The following is a 21,254-nucleotide window of genomic DNA, read 5'->3' on the forward strand; positions in this document are numbered from 1 at the left end:
CGTGGACCCGGGGACGCCCCGCCCCCGCCCTTCCCACCCCCGAAGGACTCGCGATGACCGTGGCATACCTGGTGGCCGGTGTCCGCACCCCGATCGGCCGCTACAGCGGCGCCCTGGCCGGCGTACGCCCCGACGACCTGGCCGCGCACGTCATCCGCGAGCTGGTCGCCCGCCACCCGTCGGTGGACTGGGCGCGCACCGACGATGTCGTGCTCGGCTGCGCCAACCAGGCCGGCGAGGACAACCGCAACGTGGCCCGGATGGCGGCGCTGCTCGGCGGGCTACCCGAGCAGGTGCCCGGCAGCACCGTCAACCGGCTCTGCGGCTCCGGCCTCGACGCGCTGGCCACCGCCGCCCGCGCGATCGTCGCCGGGGAGGCCGACCTGCTCGTCGCGGGCGGCGTGGAGAGCATGAGCCGGGCGCCGTTCGTCATGCCCAAGGCGAGCACCGCGTACTCCCGGGCCGCCGAGATCTACGACACCACCATCGGCTGGCGGCTGGTCAACCCGCTGATGAAGCGGCACTGGGGCATCGACTCGATGCCGGAGACGGCCGAGAACGTGGCCGCCGAGTACGGCGTCGACCGGGTCGCCCAGGACGAGTTCGCGTACCGCTCGCAGTCGCGTGCGGCCAAGGCGCAGGCCGACGGCCGGCTCGCCGAGGAGATCGTGCCGGTGACCGTGCCGGCCGGCCGGCGCGAGACGCGGCTGGTCGAGGTCGACGAGCACCCCCGGCAGACCTCGCTGGAGAAGCTCGCCGCGCTGCCCACCCCGTTCCGGGACGGCGGCACGGTGACCGCCGGGAACTCCTCCGGGGTCAACGACGGCGCGGTGGCGCTGCTGGTCGCCTCGGCGGCGGCGGTCGCGGAGTACGGCCTCACCCCGCTGGCCCGGGTCGTCGGTGCGGCGGCGGCCGGTGTGCCGCCACGGACCATGGGCATCGGCCCGGTCCCGGCGACCCGCCGGCTGCTCGACCGGCAGGGACTGGCGCTGACCGACGTGGACGTGATCGAGCTGAACGAGGCGTTCGCCGCCCAGTCCATCGCCGTGCTGCGAGAACTGGGGCTGCCCGAGGACGCCGAGCACGTCAACCCGAACGGCGGCGCGATCGCGCTGGGCCACCCGCTCGGTGCCAGCGGCGCCCGGCTCGCGCTCACCGCCGCGCTCGAACTGCGCCGACGGGGTGGGCGTCGGGCCCTGGCGACGATGTGCGTCGGCGTCGGGCAGGGCATCTCGCTGCTGCTGGAGGCGGCCTGATCGATCGCCTGATCGGTCGCCGGGAAAGGGCATTGTGGACCTCCCTCGGCGTGACGCACGGGCCTAGAGTGGTGGGCGCCACACTATCCGCGGCGACGACTTGGGGTGCGACCAGTGCAGATGCCGGAGGGGCTGCCCGAGATCGACCTTGCCCGGCCCAGCGCGGCCCGGGTGTACGACTACTTCCTGGGCGGGGCCCACAACTTCGAGGTCGACCGGCAGCTGGCCGAGCAGATCGCGGCCATGACGCCGAACCTCCCGGCGACCATGCGGGCCGGGCGGGAGTTCCTGCGCCGGGCGGTACGGGTGCTGCTCGACGCCGGCATCGACCAGTACCTGGACATCGGCTCCGGCATTCCCACCGTCGGCAACGTGCACGAGGTGGCGCAGGCCGCCAACCCGAAGGCCCGGGTGGTCTACGTCGACATCGACCCGGTCGCGGTGGCGCACAGCCGGGAACTGCTGGCCGGCAACGAGTTGACCGGGGTCATCCACGCCGACCTGCGTGACCCGGAGTGGATCCTGGCCGAGGCCCGCCAGTTGCACCTGCTCGACTTCGACCGGCCGCTGGGCATCCTGCTCGCTGGGGTGGTCCACTTCGTACCGGACGCCGACCGCCCCGCCGACATCCTGGCCGCCCTGCGGTCCGCCGCCGCGCCCGGCAGCCACCTGGTCGTCTCGCACTCCACCTTCGAGGACCAGCCACCGGAGATGCTGGACGCGCAGCGGCTCTCGGCCCGTACCGCCACCGAGATCACCCTTCGCTCGCGGGCCGAGATCACCGGCTTCTTCGGCGACTGGACGCTGCTGGAGCCGGGGGTGGTGCACATGGAGTTGTGGCGTCCCGACGCGCCGTCGGAGGTGGCAGCCAACCCGGAACGGTTCGGCGCGTTCGGCGGCGTGGCCCGGCATGACCGGCCCGTCGGCTGACCCGATGGCCGATGTCGGCGCCTCCGGCGGGGACGCCGTCGACCGGATCGGTGCCCAGCGGTACGCGGCCGAGTGGGCCCAGGCCGTCCGCCGGCTCGGGTTCGTGCCGCTGAGCGCGGCCGAGACCGAGCGGCTGCTGCTGGTGCACACCCTCCGGCTGGCGCACCTGCTGCTCTCCGCCGAGCCGGCGAGACCGGCGGCGGAGGAGGTCGGGCGGGCCCTGGTCGACGCGCACCTGACCGAGCCCGGGGTGGTCGAGTGGTCGGTGCGCGCCCTCGCCGACCGGTTCCCGGCCGAGGTGCTCGGCGGACCGGCCGGCCCGCCGGGGCTCGACGGACCGCCTGGCTCTCCCGGACTCGACGGACCGGCGGGCCCGTCCGGGCTCGACGGGCGGGCCGGTCCGGCCGGGCTTGATGGACAGGCCGGGCTTGATGGTCGGGCCGGGCTTGATGGTCGGGCCGGGCTTGATGGTCGGGCCGGGCTTGATGGACAGGTCGGGCTTGACGGGCGGGCCGGGCTTGATGGACAGGTCGGGCTTGACGGGCGGGTCGGGCTTGACGGGCGGGCCGGGCTCGGCGAGCGGATCGCGGCGATGCAGGGCGGGCTGGCGGCCGGCTTCGCCCGGGCGCTGCGCGACCGCACCTTCAACCAGCAGGAGCGGATCGCCCGTTCCGCATGGCAGGCCCGGGACACCGTCGAGCAGGCGCTGCGCGACAGCGAGGCCCGGTTCCGGGCGGTCTTCCGGGGCGCAGCGATCGGCATCGGCATCGCCGGGGTCGACGGGACGATCATCGATGTCAACCAGTCCTTCGCCGACATGCTCGGCTACCAGATCGAGGAACTTCGGCGGACCAACGTCGCCTCGCTCTTCCACCCGGACGACGCCGCCGGAATGTGGGAGCTGTACCAGGAACTGATCGAGGGCAAGCACGACGCCGTCCGGGTCGAGAAGCGCTACTACCGCAAGGACGGCAGCGCCGTCTGGACGGACCTGGCGGTCTCCCTGATCCGGTACGAGGACGGCCGTCCCCGGTTCACCGTCGCGGTGGTCGAGGACATCACCGAGCGGTACGAACTCCAGCAGCGGCTGCGCTTCCAGGCGCTGCACGACCCGCTCACCGGGCTGCCCAACCGTACGCTGTTCTTCGAGACGCTGGGTCGGCTGGTGGATGCCAAGGACCCGGCCGGCCGGGTCGGGATCTGCTTCCTCGACCTCGACGGATTCAAGGCGATCAACGACGGCCTCGGCCACGACCTCGGCGACCGGCTGCTGGTGACGATCGCCCGGCGGCTGGCCGACTGCGTGGCCGAGCAGGGCTACCTGGTCGCCCGGATGGGCGGCGACGAGTTCGTCATCCTGGTCGACGGCGGCACCGGGGTGGCGGATGTGATCGCCGTGGCCGAGGTGGCGCTGGCCGCGGTCTCCGCGCCGGTCTGCGTCGGCGACCAGCAGCTCGCGGTCTCCGCCAGCGTCGGCATCGTGGACTCGGAACTGGCCGGCACCACCGCCTCCGAGCTCATGAAGGCCGCCGACACCACGCTGTACTGGGCCAAGGCGGAGGGCCGGGGCCGGTGGGCGGTCTACGACCCGGAGCGCAGCGCCCGCGACCTCGCCCGGTCGGCGCTGGTCGCCGGGCTGCCGGTGGCGCTGGACCGGGGCGAGTTCGTGCTGCACTACCAGCCGATCGTCTCCCTGCTGGACGGGCGGATGCTGGCCGTCGAGGCGCTGGTCCGCTGGCGGCACCCGGAGTTGGGGCTGATCGGCCCGGACCAGTTCATCGGGCTCGCCGAGGAGACCGGCCTGATCGTCCGCCTCGGCGAGTGGGTGCTGCGGCAGGCCTGCCGGGACGCCCGGCAATGGCACACCGACTTTCCCGAGGCCCGGCTGGTGGTGAGCGTCAACCTGGCCGCCCGCCAGGCCGACGCCCCGGCGATCGTGGACACCGTGGCCGACGCCCTGGCTACCAGCGGGCTGCCGGCGGAACTGCTGCAACTCGAACTCACCGAGAGCGCGGTGATGGGCTCCGCCGGAGAGCCGCTGCGTACGCTGCACCGGCTGGCGGCGCTGGGCGTACGGTTGGCCGTCGACGACTTCGGCACCGGGTACTCGAACCTGGCGTACCTGCGCCGGCTGCCGATCACCTGCCTGAAGCTGGCCGCGCCGTTCGTGGAGGGCATCCGGGGCGACGAACCGGACGTCGCCGCCGACCACCGGGACGAGCGGATCGTGGACGCCCTGGTGCGGCTGGCGCACGCGCTGGAACTCTGGGTGACCGCCGAGGCGGTGGAGACCGAGGCGCAGGCCGAGCGGCTGCGGGCGTTACGCTGCGATTCCGCCCAGGGCCGCCTGTTCGGCCCACCCACCCCCGCAGAAACAATCACCACCCGCCTGATGTAAGGAAGGGCCCCCTATTAACGCCTGCGGTAGAGGAAGGGCCCCCTTTTAACAAATGGAACGATCGGATGGGGAGCCGACGTGAGCCTGACCGAGACCGGCGCCGTGGTGTCGGTGATCGCCGCGCTGGCCATCCTCGCCGGGTTGGCCGGCGTGGTGGTGCCCGGCCTGCCCGCGTTGCCGCTGTGCTGGGGTGGCGTGCTGGTGTGGGCGCTCTTCGGCGGGGCCGGCGCCGGCCGCTGGCTGGTGCTCGCCGCCGCCACCCTGGTCGCCGTGGGCGGCACTGTGATCAAGTACGCCTGGCCGGGGCGCAACCTCAAGCGGGCCGGGGTACCCACCTCCTCGCTGCTCGTCGGCGGCCTGCTGGGTCTGGTCGGCTTCTTCGTCATCCCGGTGGTCGGATTGGTGATCGGCTTCGTCGGCGGCATCTTCCTGATGGAGCGATTGCGGCTGGGCGACACCCGGCTGGCCTGGCCGGCGACGAAGCAGGCGGTCGCCGCGGCCGGGCTGGCGATGCTGGTCGAATTTCTTGCCGGAGTGCTGATCGGCGCGCTCTGGGTGGCTGGCCTGGCGCTGGCCTGAACGGCTGCGGATCACGGTGCTGGGCGGCCTCGACCCATCAGAAGGCGCGGTGGCGGCGGCCCGGCGGGCGTACGCCGAACCGGTCGAAGGCGGCCCGATCGGGTCTGGTGATAGCCGGGCGGCGCGCGGCCGAGTCGGGGCACGACGGAACGCCGTACCCGTGAGAGAGAGGTGACGTGGGCCCCGCGCCGCCGCGGCTGCCGGGCCGGTCCGAGGGCCCGGTGGTGGTCCGTTCCGGACCAGGTCACAGGCCCAGGATGCGCTTCGTCGGAGCCGTCGGGCAAGGCAATTACCCACCTTGCGGTCGGCGCATGTTAAAAGGGGGCCCCTCCTCTACACCAGGCGTTAATAGGGGGCCCTTCCTTGCACCGGGGGGCGGGGGCCGGTAGACCTTGGGGATGGAGGCGCGCGGATGAGCAGAGCACCGCTATCGCTGGAACAACTGCGGGTCGCGGTGGCCGAGGGCGAGATCGACACGGTGGCGCTGGCGTTGGTCGACATGCAGGGCCGGTTGCAGGGCAAGCGGTTTCACGCGCCGTACTTCCTCGACCAGGTCGTCGCGCACGGCAGCGAGGGGTGCGACTACCTGCTCGCCGTCGACGTCGACATGAACACCGTCGACGGGTACGAGATGTCCGGCTGGTCCCGGGGCTACGGCGACCTGGCGATGAAGCCGGACTTCGACACCCTGCGCCGGGTGCCGTGGCAGGCCGGCACGGCCCTGCTCCTGGCCGACCTGGAGTGGCTGGACGGCTCCGGCCCGGTGACCGTCTCGCCTCGGCAGATCCTCCGCCGGCAGCTTGACCGGCTGGCCGGGCACGGGTTGACCGCGTACGCGGGCACCGAGTTGGAGTTCGTGCTGTTCCGCGACTCGTACGAGCAGGCCTGGCAGCGCGGCTACCGCGACCTGACCCCGGCCAACCAGTACAATGTGGACTATTCGCTGCTGGGTACCGCCCGGGTGGAGCCGTTGCTGCGCCGCATCCGCACCGAGATGGCCGGTGCGGGGCTGGTGCCGGAGAGCGCCAAAGGCGAGTGCAACCTCGGCCAACACGAGATCGCCTTCCGCTACGACGCGGCGATGACCTGCGCCGACCACCACGTGATCTACAAGAACGGGGCGAAGGAGATCGCCGCCCAGCAGGGCATGTCGATCACCTTCATGGCCAAGCCGAACGCGCGTGAGGGCAACTCCTGCCACATCCACTTCTCGCTGCGCGACGCCTCCGGCACATCAGCCATGCTGGGGGACGGCCCGGCGCGGCTGAGCGTCACCGGGCAGCGGGTGCTTGCCGGGCTGCTCGCCACGATGCGGGAGTTGAGCCTCTTCTTTGCGCCGAACGTCAACTCGTACAAGCGTTACCAGCCGGGCTCGTTCGCCCCGACCGCGTTGCGCTGGGGTGTCGACAACCGCACCTGCGCGCTGCGGGTGGTCGGGCACGGTCAGGGGATGCGGGTGGAGAACCGGGTGCCGGGCGCGGACGTGAACCCGTACCTGGCGATCGCGGCCCTGGTGGCGGGCGCCGTGTACGGCATCGAACGGGAGTTGGAGTTGGGCGAGCAGTGCACCGGCAACGCGTACGACGATGCGACGGCGCAACGGGTCCCCGGCACCCTCCGCGACGCCCTCACCCTCTGGCAGTCCTCCGAGATCGCCCGTGATGCGTTCGGCCCCGACGTGGTGGCCCACTACGCCAACATGGCCCGGGTCGAGCTGGCCGCCTTCGACGCCGCCGTCACCGACTGGGAACTGACCCGTGGCTTCGAACGCCTCTAACCCCACCCCCACCCCTCCGCCCGACCCCGCCCCGCCCCGGCGATCATGGAGTTGTGGTGCCTCGCAAATGCCGCAAAGTGCAGCTATTCAGGCACCATAAGTCCATGATCGGCGAGGCGGAGGGGGAGGCGGAGGGTGCGGCGGGGGTGGGCGGTGGGGCGGGGGAGGGCGTCGGGAGGGGTGGTGGGGGTTGTGGGTGAGGTTCGGGATCCGGCCAGCGGGGCGGTGCTACGGGAGGTCGCGGGGGCCGGTCGGGAAGAGGTGGATGCGGCGATCGGGCGGGCTCAGCGGGCGTACCAGCGGTGGCGGGGGGTGGCGCCGGCGGAGCGGGCGCGGATGTTGCGGCGGTTCGCGGCGGTGGTGGACGAGCACCTGGAGGAGTTGGCGCGGCTGGAGGTCGGCAACGCGGGGCACACCATCGGCAACGCCCGGTGGGAGGCGGGCAACGTGCGGGACGTCCTCGACTACTACGCGGGCGCCCCGGAGCGGCTCACCGGCCGGCAGATTCCGGTGCCGGGCGGGCTGGACGTCACCTTCCACGAGCCGCTCGGCGTGGTCGGGGTGATCGTGCCGTGGAACTTCCCGATGCCGATCGCCGCCTGGGGCTTCGCCCCGGCCCTGGCCGCCGGCAACACGGTGGTGCTCAAGCCGGCCGAGCTGACCCCGCTGACCGCGCTACGCCTGGCCGAGTTGGCCCTGGCCGCGGGGCTGCCCGAGGACGTCCTCACCGTGCTGCCCGGACGGGGCGACGTGGTGGGCGAGCGGTTCGTCAGCCATCCGGCGGTACGCAAGATCTGCTTCACCGGCTCCACCGAGGTCGGTACGCGGATCATGGCCGGCTGCGCCGCCCAGGTGAAACGGTTGACCCTGGAGCTGGGCGGCAAGTCGGCGAACCTGGTCTTCGCCGACGCCGACCTGGAACGGGCGGCGGCCAGCGCGCCGTACGCGGTCTTCGACAACGCCGGCCAGGACTGCTGCGCCCGCTCCCGGATCCTGGTGCAACGCCCGGTGTACGACCGCTTCCTCGAACTGCTCGAACCGGCGGTACGCGCCTTCCGGGTACGCCACCCGGCCGACGAGACGGCCGAGATGGGCCCGCTCATCTCGGCCGGGCACCGGGACCGGGTCGCCGGGTACGTCGAGGGGGCACGGGTCGCCTTCACCGGCTCCTGCCCCGACGGCCCCGGTTTCTGGTACGCGCCGACGGTGCTGCTCGCCGACTCGCCGGCCGACCGGCACTGGCGGGAGGAGATCTTCGGCCCGGTGGTCTCGGTGCTCCCGTTCGACGACGAGGCCGACGCGGTCCGGCTGGCCAACGACACCGAGTACGGGCTCTCCGGCTCGATCTGGACCCGCGACGTGGGCCGGGCGCTGCGGATGGCCCGGGCGGTGGAGGCGGGCAACCTGAGCGTCAACTCGCACTCCTCGGTGCGGTACTGGACCCCGTTCGGCGGGATGAAACGCTCCGGCCTGGGCCGCGAGCTGGGCCCGGACGCGCTGCACGCGTTCACCGACGTCAAGAACGTGTTCATCGGCACGGAGGAGTGAGGGATGCGGGGACGGTTGCAGGATCGGGTTGCGGTGGTGACCGGGGCGGCGAGCGGGATCGGGCTGGCCACCGTGCGGCGGTTCGCCGCCGAGGGGGCCCGGGTGGTCTGCGTCGACATCGACGCCGAGGCCGGCGAGCGGGCCGCCGAGGAGGTGGGCGGGAGCTTCGTCGCGGCCGACGTGGCCGACGAGACGGCGGTACGCGACCTCTTCGACGGCGTGGCCGACCGGTACGGCCGGGTCGACGTGGCGTTCAACAACGCCGGCATCTCCCCGCCGGACGACGACTCCATCCTGGAGACCGGGCTGGACGCCTGGGAGCGGGTGCTGCGGGTCAACACCACCAGCGTCTACCTCTGCTGCAAGTACGTCATCCCGCACATGCGCCGGCAGGGTCGTGGCTCGATCATCAACACCGCCTCCTTCGTGGCGCTGATGGGCGCGGCCACGTCGCAGATCGCGTACACCGCGAGCAAGGGTGGGGTGCTGGCGCTGACCCGGGAGCTGGGCGTGCAGTTCGCCCGGGAGGGCATCCGGGTCAACGCCCTCTGCCCGGGTCCGGTGGCCACCCCGTTGCTGCGGGAGCTGTTCGCGGCCGATCCGGAGCGGGCCGCGCGCCGGCTGGTGCACGTGCCGATGGGGCGGTTCGGCGAGCCGACCGAGATCGCCGCCGCGGTCGCCTTCCTGGCCAGCGACGACGCCTCGTTCATGACCGCGGCGCAGTTCGTGGTCGACGGCGGGATCACCGGGGCGTACGTCACCCCACTGTGATCCGTCGATCGTCCTCCGAGCTGCGGTACGCGTTACGTCGCGGCTCCGTCGGGGTACAAGGCGGATCACGTAAGTGGTGATCGGACCGTGTCGTGGAAGCGACCGGGGAGGCTGCATGAGCTCGGCACAGGGGGGCGTGGACGGGAGCCATCCGACCGCGGCGGACGGCGGGATTCCACCGCTGCTCGCCGCGGCGTTCGCGGGCGGTGGCGAGATGGGCGCGCTGCTGCGCGACCACGACTGGTCGGCCAGCCCGCTCGGCACCCCGGAACACTGGCCCGCCGCACTGGGCAACGCCATCAGCACGATGCTCGCCTCCAAGGCGCAGATCGTCATGTTCTGGGGCGACGAGCTGCGCGCCTTCTACAACGACGCCTACCGGCCGACCATCGGCGACAAGCATCCCGCCGTCCTCGGGCAGCCCGCCGAGGAGCACTGGGCGGAGACCTGGGACGTGCTCGGGCCGCTGCTGGCCGGCGTGCTGCGCGGCGGCGAGGCGTACCAGGGGCAGGACCACCACTTCCTGCTCGACCGGCACGGCTTCGTCGAGGACGTCTACTTCGACATCTCGTACGACCCCATCCGGGCCGAGGACGGCTCGATCAACGGGGTGCTCTGCATCTGTAACGAGACCACCGGCCGGGTGCTCGGTGAGCGTCGGCTGCGCGCCCTGGCCGAACTCGGATCGGAGCTGGCCGAGCCGGGCGGCAGCGAGGAACTCGGCCGGGTCGTCGCGTACGTGCTGGACCGGCACCGGCCGGACGTGCCGTTCGGGCTGCTCTACCTGCGGGACCACGACGGGCATCTGCGGCTGGCCGGGGTCAGCGGTGTCGAGACCGCCGCCGCCGATCCGGCCACCCGGCTGGTGGAGGTGGCCGCGACCGGCGACGGCGACGTGGTGGCCACGGTCGACCTGCTCGGGCACGTGCCGGTCGACGCGGCCGACGAGGCGGTGGTGCTGCCGATCAGCGCGACCACCGAGCCGGCCGGTGTGCTGGTGCTCGGGGTGGCCCGCCGGTTGCCGTTCACCGCCGACTACCGGACCTTCTTCGAGTTGGTGGCCGCGCAGATCTCCCGCGCGGTCGGCAAACAGCGGGCGTACGAGCAGGAGCGGGCCCGGGCCGCCGAGCTGACCGCCCTGGACCTGGCGAAGACCAACTTCTTCGCCAATGTCAGCCACGAGTTCCGTACCCCGCTGACCCTGGTGCTCGGCCCGCTGGAGGATCTGCTCGCCGATCCCGCGTTGCCGGCCGCGTACGCGCCGCGGCTGACCACCATGCACCGCAACGCGCTGCGGCTGCTGAAGCTGGTCAACACGGTGCTCGACTTCTCCCGGGTGGAGTCGGGGCGGCTGGCCGCGCACTACGAGCCGACCGACCTGGCCGGTTACACGGCCCGGCTGGCCAGCACGTTCCGCTCGGCGGCCGAGCGCGCCGGGCTGCGGCTGGTGGTCGACTGCCCACCGCTGCCCGCTCCGGTCCACGTCGACCGGGACATGTGGGAAAAGATCGTCCTCAACCTGGTCTCCAACGCCATGAAGTTCACCTTCGACGGCGAGATCCGGATCCGGGTCCGGCCGGAGGACGGGGTCGCCCGGCTTGAGGTCACCGACACCGGTGTGGGCATCGTCCCGGCGGAGCTGCCCCACGTCTTCGAGCGGTTCCACCGGGTGCCGGGGGTACGCTCGCGCAGCCACGAGGGGACCGGGATCGGGCTGGCGCTGGTCCGGGAGCTGGTCGAGATGCATGGCGGACGGGTCACCGTGACCAGCCAGGTCGACCGGGGCAGCACCTTCGTCGTCACCGTCCCGTTCGGTTCCGGGCACCTGCCGGCCGATCGGGTGGCCGATGCCGCCGACACCCTGCGTGAGCCGCAACAGGCGTCGCTCTTCGTCGCCGAGACCGCCCGCTGGACCGCCGCCCCCGCCCCCGCCCCGGCCCCGGCCGCCCCGGCCGGCCCCAACCCGGCCACTCCGGCCACCGCCGCCCCCGCCACCGCCGCCCCCGCCGCCCCCGCCACCGCCGCCCCCGCCGCCCCCGCCACCGCCGCCCCCGCCGGCCCCGCCACCGCCGCCCCGGCCGGTCCGGCCGCCGTGGTCCCGGCCGAGGCCGCCCCCGCCGGCCGCATCCTGGTCGTCGACGACAACCCCGACCTGCGGGAGCACGTCGCCCGGCTGCTCATGCCGAGCTGGGAGGTGGTGACGGCCACCGACGGTGTCGACGCCCTGCGCCGGGCCACCGAGACCGCCTTCGACCTGGTGCTGGCCGACGTGATGATGCCCCGGCTGGACGGATTCGGCCTGGTCGCCGCGCTGCGCGCGGACCCGCGCACCCGGTACGTGCCGATCGTGCTGCTGTCGGCTCGCGCCGGCTCGGCCGCCGAGGTGGCCGGGCTGTCGGCCGGTGCCGACGACTACCTGACCAAGCCCTTCTCCGGCCAGGAGCTGATCGCCCGGGTCCGGGCCAACGTGGAACTCGGCCAGCTACGCGGCCAGATCATCCGTCGGCTGCGGGCCCTCGCCGACGCGGCGGTCGCGGTGAACACCGCCCGTTCCACGGCCGACGTGCTCCAGGTCGCGGCCCGGCACGCCCTCAGCCTCGTCGAGGCAGTCCGGGTGGTGATCTCCGCCGGCGGGGCACGCTACGAGGCCGACGCCGCCGGGTCCACCACCGTCGAGCCGTCCTTCGTGGTGCCGCTTACCGGCCTGGGCGGCAAGCAACTCGGCGAGCTGCGGGTGTGGTGTCCGGCCGGCGAGGGGGCCGGCACCGACGAGGCCGCGCTGACCGAACTGGTCCGGCTGGTCGGCGTACGCCTGGAGAACGCCCAGCTCTACGAGGCCGAACACCGTATCGCCACCACCCTGCAACACAGCCTGCTGCCACAGACCCTGCCCCAGCTGCCCGGTGCCGTGGTGGCCAGCCGCTACCTGCCCGGCACTGCCGGCGTCGAGGTCGGCGGCGACTGGTACGACGTGATCGCCCGGGAGGACGACGAACTCGTGCTGGTCATCGGCGACGTGGTCGGCAAGGGCGTGCCGGCGGCGGCGACCATGGGCCAGCTCCGCAACGCGTTGCGGGCGTACGTGCTGGAGGGCTTCGACCCGGGCGAGTCGCTGACCGGGCTCAACCGGCTGGTGGGCTCGACCGGCTCGCGCTCGTTCGCCACCGTCTTCTGCCTGTGGTTCAGCCCCCGCACGGGCCGGCTGCGATACGCCGGGGCCGGGCATCCGTCCCCGCTGGTGATCCGTGGGAACGACGTGGCGTTCCTGCACGAGGGCGCGCTCGGGCCGCCGGTCGGCGCCATCCCCGGGCAGGTGTACGCGACGGCCTCCGGCGAGCTGCGGTTCGGCAACCGTCTCCTGCTCTACACCGACGGCCTGATCGAGGACCGGCAGGTCGGCATCGACGAGGCCCTGGCCCAGCTGCGCGCCGACGCCGCCCGGGCCAGCGATCATGTGGCGGATCTGGTCGACGCGGTCGTCGAGCGGGTCGCGGACCGGCCCCGACGGGACGACGTGGCGGTGCTCGCGCTCGAAGCCGCCGAACTCGACCGGTTCGCGCTGCGGCTGCCCGCCGACCCCACCCGGCTGAGCGCGCTGCGCAAACGGCTGGAGGACTTCCTCGTCGCGTACGGGGTGAGCGAGACGGACCTGTTCGACCTCACCGTGGCGGTCTCCGAGGCGGCCGCGAACGCCATCGAACACCCGGTCGACCCGGCGGAGCCGACGATCGGGGTCGAGGTGACCGTGCGGGACCGCATGGTGGTGGCGACCGTGCGGGACACCGGGCGGTGGCGGGAATCGACCGGGTCGGGCTTCCGGGGCCGGGGCCTGGCGCTGATCCGGGCGCTCGGGGAGCTGTCGGTCAGTCGTGGCCCGGAGGGTACGCAGGTGACCCTGCGGCGGCAGCTGCACCCCTGAGCCGGCGGCGTGTCACCGCTGGGCCGGCGGCGTGCCATTGCTGGGCCGGCGGGTGGGTCAGGTGGCGTGCAGCCAGCGTTGCTCGCCCAGGCCGGCGATCTCCAGCACCCGGCTGACCTGCCGGGAGGGCAGCACGGTCAGCGCGTCCGGATAGTGGCCGGCGAGCCGGACCACCGCGTGGATGGCCGCCGAGTCGAAGAAGGTAACCGCCCGCAGATCGAGCGTCACCCGGGCGGCCGGCTCGCGTAGCGCGGTCTGGAGCATGGTGTCGGCGGTCGACATGTCGACCTCGCCGGTGACCACCACATTGAGGTGATCGCCGTCGGTTTCCGCGCTGGCCGAGAAGACGGGAGGTGCTCCCCCTTGATCCACGCAGACACCTTGACACAGTGGTCCTGGTGGGGCAACAACCGTCGGCCCCGGGCGGTGGTAGGGGTCACCGAGCGGTCGGCGATAGGCTTGCGGCATGACCGTCCGTGCGCCGCTGACCCCAGGCACGCTCTCTCCGTGGCGGCCGGTGCCGGCCCACATCACCCGGCCGGAGTACGTCGGCAAGAAGGCGCCCCGGCCATGGCAGGGGTCGCACGTGCAGACCCCGGAGACCATCGAGAAGATGCGCGTGGCGGGGCGGATCGCCGCGCAGGCCACCCAGCTGGCCGGGGAGCACTGCAAGCCCGGCGTGACCACCGACGAGATCGACCGGGTGGTGCACGAGTTCCTGATCGACAACGGCGCCTACCCGTCGACACTGGGCTACAAGGGCTTCCCGAAGTCCTGCTGCACCAGCATCAACGAGGTGATCTGCCACGGCATCCCCGACTCGACCCTGCTGGCCGACGGCGACATCATCAACGTCGACGTCACCGCGTACATCGGCGGGGTGCACGGCGACACCGACGCCACCTTCTGCGTCGGTGAGGTCAGCGAGGAGGCCCGGCTGCTGGTCGACCGGACCCACGAGGCGATGATGCGCGGCATCAGGGCGGTCGTCCCGGGTCGACAGATCAACGTCATCGGCCGGGTCATCGAGTCGTACGCGAAGCGCTTCGGCTACGGGGTGGTGCGCGACTTCACCGGCCACGGCATCGGCGAGTCGTTCCACAGCGGGCTCTACGTGCCGCACTACGACAGCCCCCGCCCCACCGACGTGATGGAGCCGGGGATGACCTTCACCATCGAGCCGATGATCACCCTGGGCACCTACCAGTACGACCTCTGGGAGGACGGCTGGACGGTGGTCACCAAGGACCGGCGGTGGACCGCCCAGTTCGAGCACACCGTACTGGTGACCGAGGACGGCCACGAGATCCTCACACTGCCGTGACCGACACCCCTGCCGCGCTGCGGGAGGCGCATCACGCCGACGTCTCCGGCGGCTGGCTGCGTCCCGCGGTCTTCGGCGCGATGGACGGCCTGGTCACCAACATCGCCCTCATCGCGGGCGTCGGCGGCGGCGGGGTCTCGCCGCGCAACATCGTGCTCACCGGCACCGCCGGCCTGGTCGCCGGTGCGATCTCGATGGCGCTCGGTGAGTACACCAGCGTCCGGTCGGCCAACGAGCAACTCGCCGCCGAGGTGGCCAAGGAGCGGCGCGAACTGGAGCGCCACCCCGAGGCCGAGGCTCGGGAGCTGACCGAGCTCTGGGTCGCCCGGGGCCTGCCGGAGGACCTTGCCGCCCAGGTGGCCGAGGCGGTACGGCAGCGCCCGGAGCAGGCTCTGCGGATGCACGTCCAGGAGGAGCTGGGCGTCGACCCGGACGAGCGCCCGGACCCGTGGACCGCGGCGTTCTCGTCGTTCCTCTGCTTCTCCGTCGGCGCGCTGGTGCCGCTGCTGCCGTACCTGCTCGGCGGGACCAGCCTGACCCTCGCCCTGGCGGTGGGCGGGCTCGGTCTCTTCGTCGCCGGTGCCGTGGTGTCCCGGTTCACCAACCGCCGGTGGTGGTCCGGCGGGCTGCGTCAGCTGCTGTTGGGTGCCGCCGCGGCGGCGGCCACCTATCTGATCGGTGCCCTGATCGGTGTCCAGGGCAGCCTCTGACCTCGGGGTGCGGGTCAGTTGTCGAGCAGGTCGTCGACGGTGCCGTCGACGGGGCGACCCCGGGCGGTCAGCTCCTCGGACTGGCGGGTCAGCACGGCGCCGACCTCGGTCATGTCCGCCCCGGCCAGTCCGGTCCGGCGGACCGCGTCGCCCGGGTCCCGGAAGTAGGTGCGGCCGAGCAGGCCGTGCACCGTCGCCGCGGCCAACCGGGCCTCGCCGAGCATCAGCAGCGCCTGGTCCGTCTCGTACCACTCGGCCAGCCGGGCGGCGCGGGCGTGCGCCGCGCTGCCCCGGTACCAGGCCGTGCGGGCGGCCGTGGTGAACTCGGCCGGGCGGGCCCGGGCCAGCCGGCCGAGGTGCTCGTCGCGCATGGTGCGCAGCCATCCGGTCGGGTCGTGCAACGCCCGGGTGGTCAGGTAGCGGTCGGCGGTCAGCGGCCACCGCGAGGTCAGTTGCCGGGCCTGGCGTAGGCGTTCCTCGGCGGCGACCACGGTCAGGTCGACCAGCACGCCGTCCACCCGGCGGGCCGCCGGGGGCGGTCCCGTGCCGGGCCGGTAGGTGATCACCAACAGACCGACCTCGCCGACCCCGCCGCCGTCGTCGTCGCCGTGGGCCAGCGGACCGTGCACGGCCACCGCGAGCACGTCGGCCGGGAAGCGGCGCCGTACGGCCTCGGCGACCCGCTCGGCCATGGCCCACCGCGGATCGTCCCGGTGCTCCTGGACATCGTCCACGCCGACCACCCCGCGATCGCGCCACCGCCCACACCGTCGCCGGCAGCGACGACCCGGTCACCGCACACCCTAGTGCGGCCCGCCCCGTCCGCCCGCCGCGCCGCGCCCGTTAATAGGGGGCCCCTCCTCTACCGGAGGCGTTAACAGGGGGCCCTTCCTTACATCAGTCGAGGCGGCGTTCGACGGGTAGGCGCGAGCGGGTGAACAGGGCCGCGCCGAGCATCGCGACCAGCGGCACCGCGACCAGCACGCCGAGGACGAGCCAGGGGATCACCAGCGGGTACGGCGGTTCGGTCGGCCAGCTCTCGGCGTACTGCCGGTTGGTGAAGGTCAGCACGATGGCCGCCGAGCTGAGGCCGGCGACGATGCCCAGCGCCGAGCCGAGCACGGCGATCACGCCGGCCTGGCAGAGCGACAGGAGGCGGCGTACGCCGGGCCCGCCGCCGACCGCGGCGAGGGTGGAGAGATCGGCGCGTCCCTCGGCGGCGGCGAGGCCGGTGGCGATGCCCGCGGCGCCCACGGTGACCACCGCGGACACCCCGGCCAGCAGCAGCAGGATCGGCTGGCCGTTGCCGTAGCCCCGGCCGTTCTCGATCTGCACCGCCAGCCCGAGCGGGCGGAGCGCGGCGAGGAACCGGTTCTGGCGATCCGGTTCCGGCCGCTGGCCGGCGTCGATCGCCCAGCCGTTCTGCCTCGTCGCCAGAGCGAGCCGGTCGGCCGTGGCCGGGGAGAGCAGCAGCCAGTTCTCGCCGACCGCGGTGCTCAGGGCGTGACCGGGCACGGTCGCGGTGTCGGTGGCCTGCACCGCCTCCTCGGGATCGCGCTGGATGGTCAGCTCCAGCCGGCCGTCCAGCAGGTAGCGCGGGTCGGTCACCACCGCCCCACCGGCGCGTAGCACGGCCCGGGCGGCGGCGGTGTCGGCCGGGTCGGCTCCGGTGAGGATCGGCAGCGCCGCCCCGTCGTCCACGGCCACCTGCAGGTAGGAGTCGTAGCGGCTGTCGGCCATCCCCTGACAGCGCGGGTCCGCTCGGGCCCGCCGCTGCTCGGCCGCGCTGAGCGGCTCGCCCGGGCGCCATGGACAGGCTCGCTGCGCCGGCAGCACGGCGGTGATGACGCAGCTGTCGAACTCCGGTCGGCATCCCGCCGCGACCAGCGGGGCGATCGCGCCGGCGCCAAGGTGCTCCCGGGCCGGGCCGGCGACCTCGGCGAGGGTGGGCAGGCCGTTCGGGCCGGGGGCACCGCCGGTCGTGACCAGCACGCTGCGTTCCGGCAGCGCGGGTTGGTAACGCTGGTCGTTGCGGGCGTCCTCGCTGGCCAGGAAGATGCCCAGGGCGACGCTGCCGGCGACCGCGGCCATCACCGCGGAGATGGCCGGCGCGGCCGAGGAGCGGTTACGGCTGGCGTCGCGTACCGCGATCCGTGGCGTCAACGGGAGGAACCGGCCGAGCCGGGCCAGCAGGCCGACCAGCGTCGGGGTGGCGAAGACCAGCCCGAGCTCGCCGAGGACCAGCCCGGCGAGGATGATCGATTGCGAGGGCGCCGCCGCGCCGAGCGCGGCCACGCCGGTCCCACCGGCGGCCAGCAGCAGGCCGATGGTCAGCCACCGGCGTCGGTGCGTGGGCGGCGTGCGTCGACCGGCGAGGCCGGCCACCACGTCCTGCCGGGCGGCCGTCCAGGCCGGGGCCAGCGCGGCCAGCACTCCGGCGAGCACCGCGACCAGCGCGATCCCGGCGAGCGCCGCCGGCCAGACGCGGTATCCGCCGAAGCGGTGCTGGAAGAGGAACTCCTCGACCAGCGGTCGGCCGGCGAACGCCGCGGCCACGCCGAGCACGAGGCCGATCGTGGCGCCGACACAACCCAGCACCACGCCGTCGGCGAGCACGACCCGGCGCAGCTGCGCGGCGTCGCCACCGGCCACCGCGACCAGCGCGAGGTCCCGCCGCCGACGCCGTACGCCGACCGCGAAGGCCGGGCCGACCAGCAGCACCACCTCAAGCAGGCCGAGCCCCCCGACCAGGAACCCGGTGCCGACGTCCTCCACCTCCAGGCCGGCGGGCAGCGGACCGGCGGCGGTGTCGAACCAGGTCGACGGCGCGGGCACCCGGGAGCCGACCACCACACCGTTCTGGTTGAGCCGGCGGAACAGCTCGTCGGTGACCGGTCCGGGCAGGTCGGCCAGGAAGACGTTCTCCTGGTACGGCTCCGGCGACGGCGCACCGGCGGGATGCAGGATGACCATCGGATTCAGCTGCTCGGGCAGCTCGACCACCCCGACGACCGTCCAGGTACGCGCACCGTCCCCGGCGACGATCAGGTCGCCGATGTCGATGCCGAGGGCACGTCGGGCGGCCGGGTTCACCGCGATCTCGTCGGCCGTCGCCGGTGCCCGTCCGGCGTGGAACCGGGTGAACCCACGCCCGAGCGGGTCGGTGAGGTCGACCACGGTGGCGGAGATGTCGTCCCGGACCCGGTCGCCGTACCGGATGCCGAGCGGCACCCAACGGCGCACCGGAAGGACCCGGCTGCCCGCCGGCAGCAGCGCGGTGACCTCGTCCGCGGTGACCTGTTCCGGATACGACTCGCTGTCCGACTCGGCCGACCAGCTGTCCCCGGTGGGGCTCTGCGTCACCGGGCCGTGGGACGCCACCCGCAGCTCCGCGTCGGCCGTCCCGAGCCGCTGTTCCATCCGCTCGGCCGGGGTCAGCTTGGCCATGTCGACGCTGGCCGCGATGAAGGTGAGGGCCAACACCGGCAAGATGATCATCGCAAGGACCAGGGCGGTACGCGCCCGCGCCCGCCGCGCCTCCCGGCGGGCGATCCGGAGGGCGGCCCGCCACGACCCGATCGTCTCGGCGAGCCGTGCCCTGCGGGGTCGACGGTGCGCTTCGCCGGTCACCGGCCGCTGCCGCTGAGCAGGCTCTCGACGCCCACCAGCGGGCCGGTCGAGTCGACCGCCACACCGTCGCGCAGGAACACCACCCGATCCGCCCAGCCGGCATGTCGCGCCTCGTGGGTGACCAGCACCCCGGCCGCTCCCGCGTCGACCCGGCGGCGCAGCAGCCGCAGCACCGCCTCGCCGGTCTGCGAGTCGAGCGCACCGGTCGGCTCGTCGGCCAGCACGAGGCGACGCTCGCCGACCAGCGCCCGGGCGATGGCCACGCGCTGCTGCTGGCCGCCGGAGAGCTGGTCCGGGAACCGGTCGCCCAACTCCGACAGGCCCACCTCGGTCAGCGCGTCCAGCGCCAGCCGGCGGGCCCGGCGCAGGCCCGCCCCGTCGAGTTCGAGGGGGAGCGCGACATTCTCCACCGCGGTCAGGCTGCCGATGAGGTTGAGGTTCTGGAAGATGTAGCCGATCCGTCGGCGGCGCAGCCGAGCCAGCCCGCGGTGGTCGAGCGCGTGCAGCGGCTGCCCCTCGACATGCACCTCGCCGGCGGTCGGGCTGTCCAGCCCACCGGCGAGGGTGAGCAGGGTGGACTTGCCGGAGCCGGAGGGACCCATCACGGCGACCAACTCGCCGGGCCGGACGACCAGGCTCACGCCGCGCAGCGCGTGCACCGCGGCCGGGCCCGCGCCGTGGGTGCGGTGCACGTCACGCAGGTCGAGCACGGCGTCGGCGGGGACGCCGGGCGGCCCGACTGCGGTGCCGACGCCCTCGGGGGGTGCGGCGCCGTGGTCCGGCGTGGCCGGCATCGGCCCGCTGACCGCACTCACCGTCGTGCCTCCTCACCGCTGTGGCCCACCGCCTCCGAGATGGGCGACGGGCCAGGGGCCGGGGGGCGGTGCCGCACCAGGCTGGTCTCGCAGTGGTCCAGCCAGCGCACCTCCGCCTCGGCCTGGAACACCATCGCATCCAGCACCAACCGCCACGGCAGGTCCTCGGGTCGGTCGCTGGCGTACTTCAACCGGGTCAACTCCTGCAACGCGCGCATCGTGGCGGTGCGCTGGGTCTGCACCACCGCGCGGACGTCCACCCCGGGGGTGGTCAACGCCAGCGCCAGCTTGATCGCCAGTTCGTCGCGGGGCCGGTCGGTCCGGCTGATCGGGGTGGCGAACCACAGGGCCAGGTCCGCCCGCCCGGCGTCGGTGATCTCGTACGGCCGCTGCCCGGCCTCGCTCTCCGGCAACGGCCGCACCAGCCCGTCCCGTTCCAGCCGGGACAGCGTGGTGTAGACCTGCCCGATGTTCAGCGGCCAGGTCGAGCCGGTCGACTCCTCGAACGCGGCCCGTAACTGATAGCCGTACATCTGGCCGCGTTCGAGCAGGGCGAGCAGGCCGTGGCGGATGGACATGGACCGGAGTATGCATACCTGGTATGCCGGCCGCAACCGGGCTGGGCGTGACCCCGGCAACGCCCCCGACCGTCTCTCAGCCGGGGCGGCCCGGGAACGGCACGGTCAGCGGGGTGGTTCCGGCGCTGCGCCGCCAGCGGGTGGCCCGCACCGCGTACTCGACCAGGGCGGCCAGGGCGCGGTCCCGTTCGGCGCCGGTGCTGGCCGGCAACACCGCCCGCCAGAACGTGGCCGCCCGCTCCTCCACCTCCACCGCCAGCCGCAGCGCGCTGGCCCGGTCGGTCACCGCGAAGGGCAGGGTGTAACCGGCCCGGTCCGGCGGGACGGTGCCACCGGCGGTGCTCAGCTGGACCACCAGGGCGTCCCGCCGTCCCCGGTGCGCGGCCTCCGCGTCGGCGGCGGCCTTGCGTTCGGCGCCGGTGAGGCGTACCCCGATCGGGCCGTAGGCCCAGATGGCGGCGTACTCGGCGGTCAACGCACCGCCGAGTGCGTCCTCCGGACTGGTTGGTTGCCGCTCGCTCATCGCAGGGCCTCCAGGTGGGTGGCGCGTGCGGCGGCGATCGAGCCGAGCAGCGCGGCGCGCTCGGCCGGCGCTGCCGCACAGGCGGTCTTCGCCGACTCCCGTCCGGCGCGCTCGGCCTGCCGCAGCGCGGCCAGCGCGGCGGGCTGATCGACCGGCGGCGCGCCGGACGGCGACGCCGCCGGGCCGGACGGGGCGGCGCTGCCGGTCGGGATCGCGCTGCCGGTGACCCGGGCGAGTTCGGTGGCGTGCGCCTCGTGCGACTCGGCCAGCGGGATGAGCCGGAGCGTCAGGTCGGGGTGGGCGGCGGCGGTCGCCCGCAGCCCCGCCGCGAGGCTCAGCGACTCGTCGAGCAGGGGCGCGAGCGGGTCCGGCTCCGGTGGATCCTCGTCGCGGTCGAAGAGACCACAACCGGTCAGCGGCCCGGCGGCTCCGCCGAGCGCCAGCAGGGTGCCGGCCCGCAGCACCGCGCGCCGGGAAAGCTCGGACGATCCGTCCC

17 protein-coding genes are annotated in these 21,254 nt (G+C 73.7%); 10 read left to right on the forward strand and 7 right to left on the reverse strand.

Annotated elements, in window-relative coordinates; genetic code table 11:
• The first annotated feature begins 53 nt into the window (after positions 1 to 53).
• From pcaF to ACQPYA_RS08040, 8 genes are all read left to right on the forward strand, one after another.
• Complete coding sequence (gene pcaF, locus ACQPYA_RS08005; RefSeq protein WP_433531996.1) at positions 54 to 1,256, forward strand: 3-oxoadipyl-CoA thiolase; 1,203 nt, start codon at positions 54 to 56, stop codon at positions 1,254 to 1,256.
• Positions 1,257 to 1,370: 114 nt separating this feature from the next.
• Complete coding sequence (locus ACQPYA_RS08010) at positions 1,371 to 2,186, forward strand: SAM-dependent methyltransferase (protein ID WP_433531997.1); 816 nt, start codon at positions 1,371 to 1,373, stop codon at positions 2,184 to 2,186.
• A 46-nt stretch (positions 2,187 to 2,232) separates the two neighbouring features.
• A complete protein-coding gene (locus ACQPYA_RS08015; RefSeq protein ID WP_433533415.1) occupies positions 2,233 to 4,584 on the forward strand; it encodes a putative bifunctional diguanylate cyclase/phosphodiesterase in 2,352 nt (783 codons plus the stop codon).
• A 78-nt stretch (positions 4,585 to 4,662) separates the two neighbouring features.
• A complete protein-coding gene (locus tag ACQPYA_RS08020; RefSeq protein WP_433531998.1) occupies positions 4,663 to 5,163 on the forward strand; it encodes a DUF456 domain-containing protein in 501 nt (166 codons plus the stop codon).
• Positions 5,164 to 5,575: 412 nt separating this feature from the next.
• Positions 5,576 to 6,940, forward strand: coding sequence for a glutamine synthetase family protein (locus ACQPYA_RS08025; protein WP_433531999.1), 1,365 nt, complete (start codon positions 5,576 to 5,578; stop codon positions 6,938 to 6,940).
• 192 nt (positions 6,941 to 7,132) lie between these two features.
• Entirely contained in the window at positions 7,133 to 8,488 is a 1,356-nt protein-coding gene (locus tag ACQPYA_RS08030) for an aldehyde dehydrogenase family protein (protein ID WP_433532000.1), read from the forward strand.
• A gap of 3 nt (positions 8,489 to 8,491) precedes the next feature.
• On the forward strand, positions 8,492 to 9,259 hold the full coding sequence (locus ACQPYA_RS08035; protein WP_433532001.1) for a 3-oxoacyl-ACP reductase: 768 nt from the start codon (positions 8,492 to 8,494) through the stop codon (positions 9,257 to 9,259).
• A 115-nt stretch (positions 9,260 to 9,374) separates the two neighbouring features.
• Positions 9,375 to 13,178: a SpoIIE family protein phosphatase gene (locus ACQPYA_RS08040; RefSeq protein ID WP_433532002.1), complete on the forward strand. Its 3,804-nt coding sequence runs from the start codon at positions 9,375 to 9,377 to the stop codon at positions 13,176 to 13,178.
• A 57-nt stretch (positions 13,179 to 13,235) separates the two neighbouring features.
• Here the strand turns inward: ACQPYA_RS08040 and ACQPYA_RS08045 are convergent, their stop codons facing one another.
• Positions 13,236 to 13,550, reverse strand: coding sequence for an STAS domain-containing protein (locus ACQPYA_RS08045; protein WP_433532003.1), 315 nt, complete (start codon positions 13,548 to 13,550; stop codon positions 13,236 to 13,238).
• Positions 13,551 to 13,644: 94 nt separating this feature from the next.
• On the opposite strand from ACQPYA_RS08045, the gene map reads away from it, so the two are divergent.
• Positions 13,645 to 14,502, forward strand: coding sequence for a type I methionyl aminopeptidase (map, locus tag ACQPYA_RS08050; protein WP_433532004.1), 858 nt, complete (start codon positions 13,645 to 13,647; stop codon positions 14,500 to 14,502).
• A complete protein-coding gene (locus ACQPYA_RS08055; RefSeq protein WP_433532005.1) occupies positions 14,499 to 15,212 on the forward strand; it encodes a VIT1/CCC1 transporter family protein in 714 nt (237 codons plus the stop codon). Before map ends, ACQPYA_RS08055 begins: the two co-directional genes overlap by 4 nt.
• 14 nt (positions 15,213 to 15,226) lie before the next feature.
• On the opposite strand, the gene ACQPYA_RS08060 is transcribed toward ACQPYA_RS08055, so the two are convergent.
• From ACQPYA_RS08060 to ACQPYA_RS08085, 6 genes are all read right to left on the reverse strand, one after another.
• Positions 15,227 to 15,904, reverse strand: coding sequence for a nucleotidyltransferase domain-containing protein (locus tag ACQPYA_RS08060; protein ID WP_433533416.1), 678 nt, complete (start codon positions 15,902 to 15,904; stop codon positions 15,227 to 15,229).
• 205 nt (positions 15,905 to 16,109) lie between these two features.
• A complete protein-coding gene (locus tag ACQPYA_RS08065) occupies positions 16,110 to 18,842 on the reverse strand; it encodes an FtsX-like permease family protein (RefSeq protein ID WP_433532006.1) in 2,733 nt (910 codons plus the stop codon).
• Positions 18,839 to 19,657 (reverse strand): ABC transporter ATP-binding protein, encoded by an 819-nt coding sequence (locus ACQPYA_RS08070; RefSeq protein WP_433532007.1) that lies wholly within the window; start codon positions 19,655 to 19,657, stop codon positions 18,839 to 18,841. The genes ACQPYA_RS08065 and ACQPYA_RS08070 overlap by 4 nt, the downstream gene beginning before the upstream one ends.
• Entirely contained in the window at positions 19,654 to 20,235 is a 582-nt protein-coding gene (locus tag ACQPYA_RS08075; protein ID WP_433532008.1) for a PadR family transcriptional regulator, read from the reverse strand. The genes ACQPYA_RS08070 and ACQPYA_RS08075 overlap by 4 nt, the downstream gene beginning before the upstream one ends.
• A gap of 76 nt (positions 20,236 to 20,311) precedes the next feature.
• The gene (locus ACQPYA_RS08080; protein WP_433532009.1) at positions 20,312 to 20,758 is read right to left on the reverse strand and encodes a ferritin-like domain-containing protein; all 447 of its coding nucleotides are present in this window, start codon (positions 20,756 to 20,758) and stop codon (positions 20,312 to 20,314) included.
• Positions 20,755 to 21,222 carry a hypothetical protein gene (locus tag ACQPYA_RS08085; protein ID WP_433533417.1) on the reverse strand — a complete coding sequence of 156 codons (468 nt, stop codon included), beginning with the start codon at positions 21,220 to 21,222 and terminating at the stop codon, positions 20,755 to 20,757. The genes ACQPYA_RS08080 and ACQPYA_RS08085 overlap by 4 nt, the downstream gene beginning before the upstream one ends.
• Positions 21,223 to 21,254: the final 32 nt, after the last annotated feature.

The organism is Micromonospora sp. CA-263727 (assembly GCF_050942455.1).
GTDB lineage: Bacteria > Actinomycetota > Actinomycetes > Mycobacteriales > Micromonosporaceae > Micromonospora.

Coding starts and splice junctions, on each gene's coding strand:
- pcaF (WP_433531996.1), top strand. CDS start 54: ATGACCGTGGCATACCTGGTGGCCGGTGTCCGCACCCCGATCGGCCGC.
- ACQPYA_RS08025 (WP_433531999.1), top strand. CDS start 5,576: ATGAGCAGAGCACCGCTATCGCTGGAACAACTGCGGGTCGCGGTGGCC.
- ACQPYA_RS08035 (WP_433532001.1), top strand. CDS start 8,492: ATGCGGGGACGGTTGCAGGATCGGGTTGCGGTGGTGACCGGGGCGGCG.
- ACQPYA_RS08040 (WP_433532002.1), top strand. CDS start 9,375: ATGAGCTCGGCACAGGGGGGCGTGGACGGGAGCCATCCGACCGCGGCG.
- map (WP_433532004.1), top strand. CDS start 13,645: ATGACCGTCCGTGCGCCGCTGACCCCAGGCACGCTCTCTCCGTGGCGG.
- ACQPYA_RS08060 (WP_433533416.1), bottom strand. CDS start 15,904: ATGGCCGAGCGGGTCGCCGAGGCCGTACGGCGCCGCTTCCCGGCCGAC.
- ACQPYA_RS08075 (WP_433532008.1), bottom strand. CDS start 20,235: ATGTCCATCCGCCACGGCCTGCTCGCCCTGCTCGAACGCGGCCAGATG.
- ACQPYA_RS08080 (WP_433532009.1), bottom strand. CDS start 20,758: ATGAGCGAGCGGCAACCAACCAGTCCGGAGGACGCACTCGGCGGTGCG.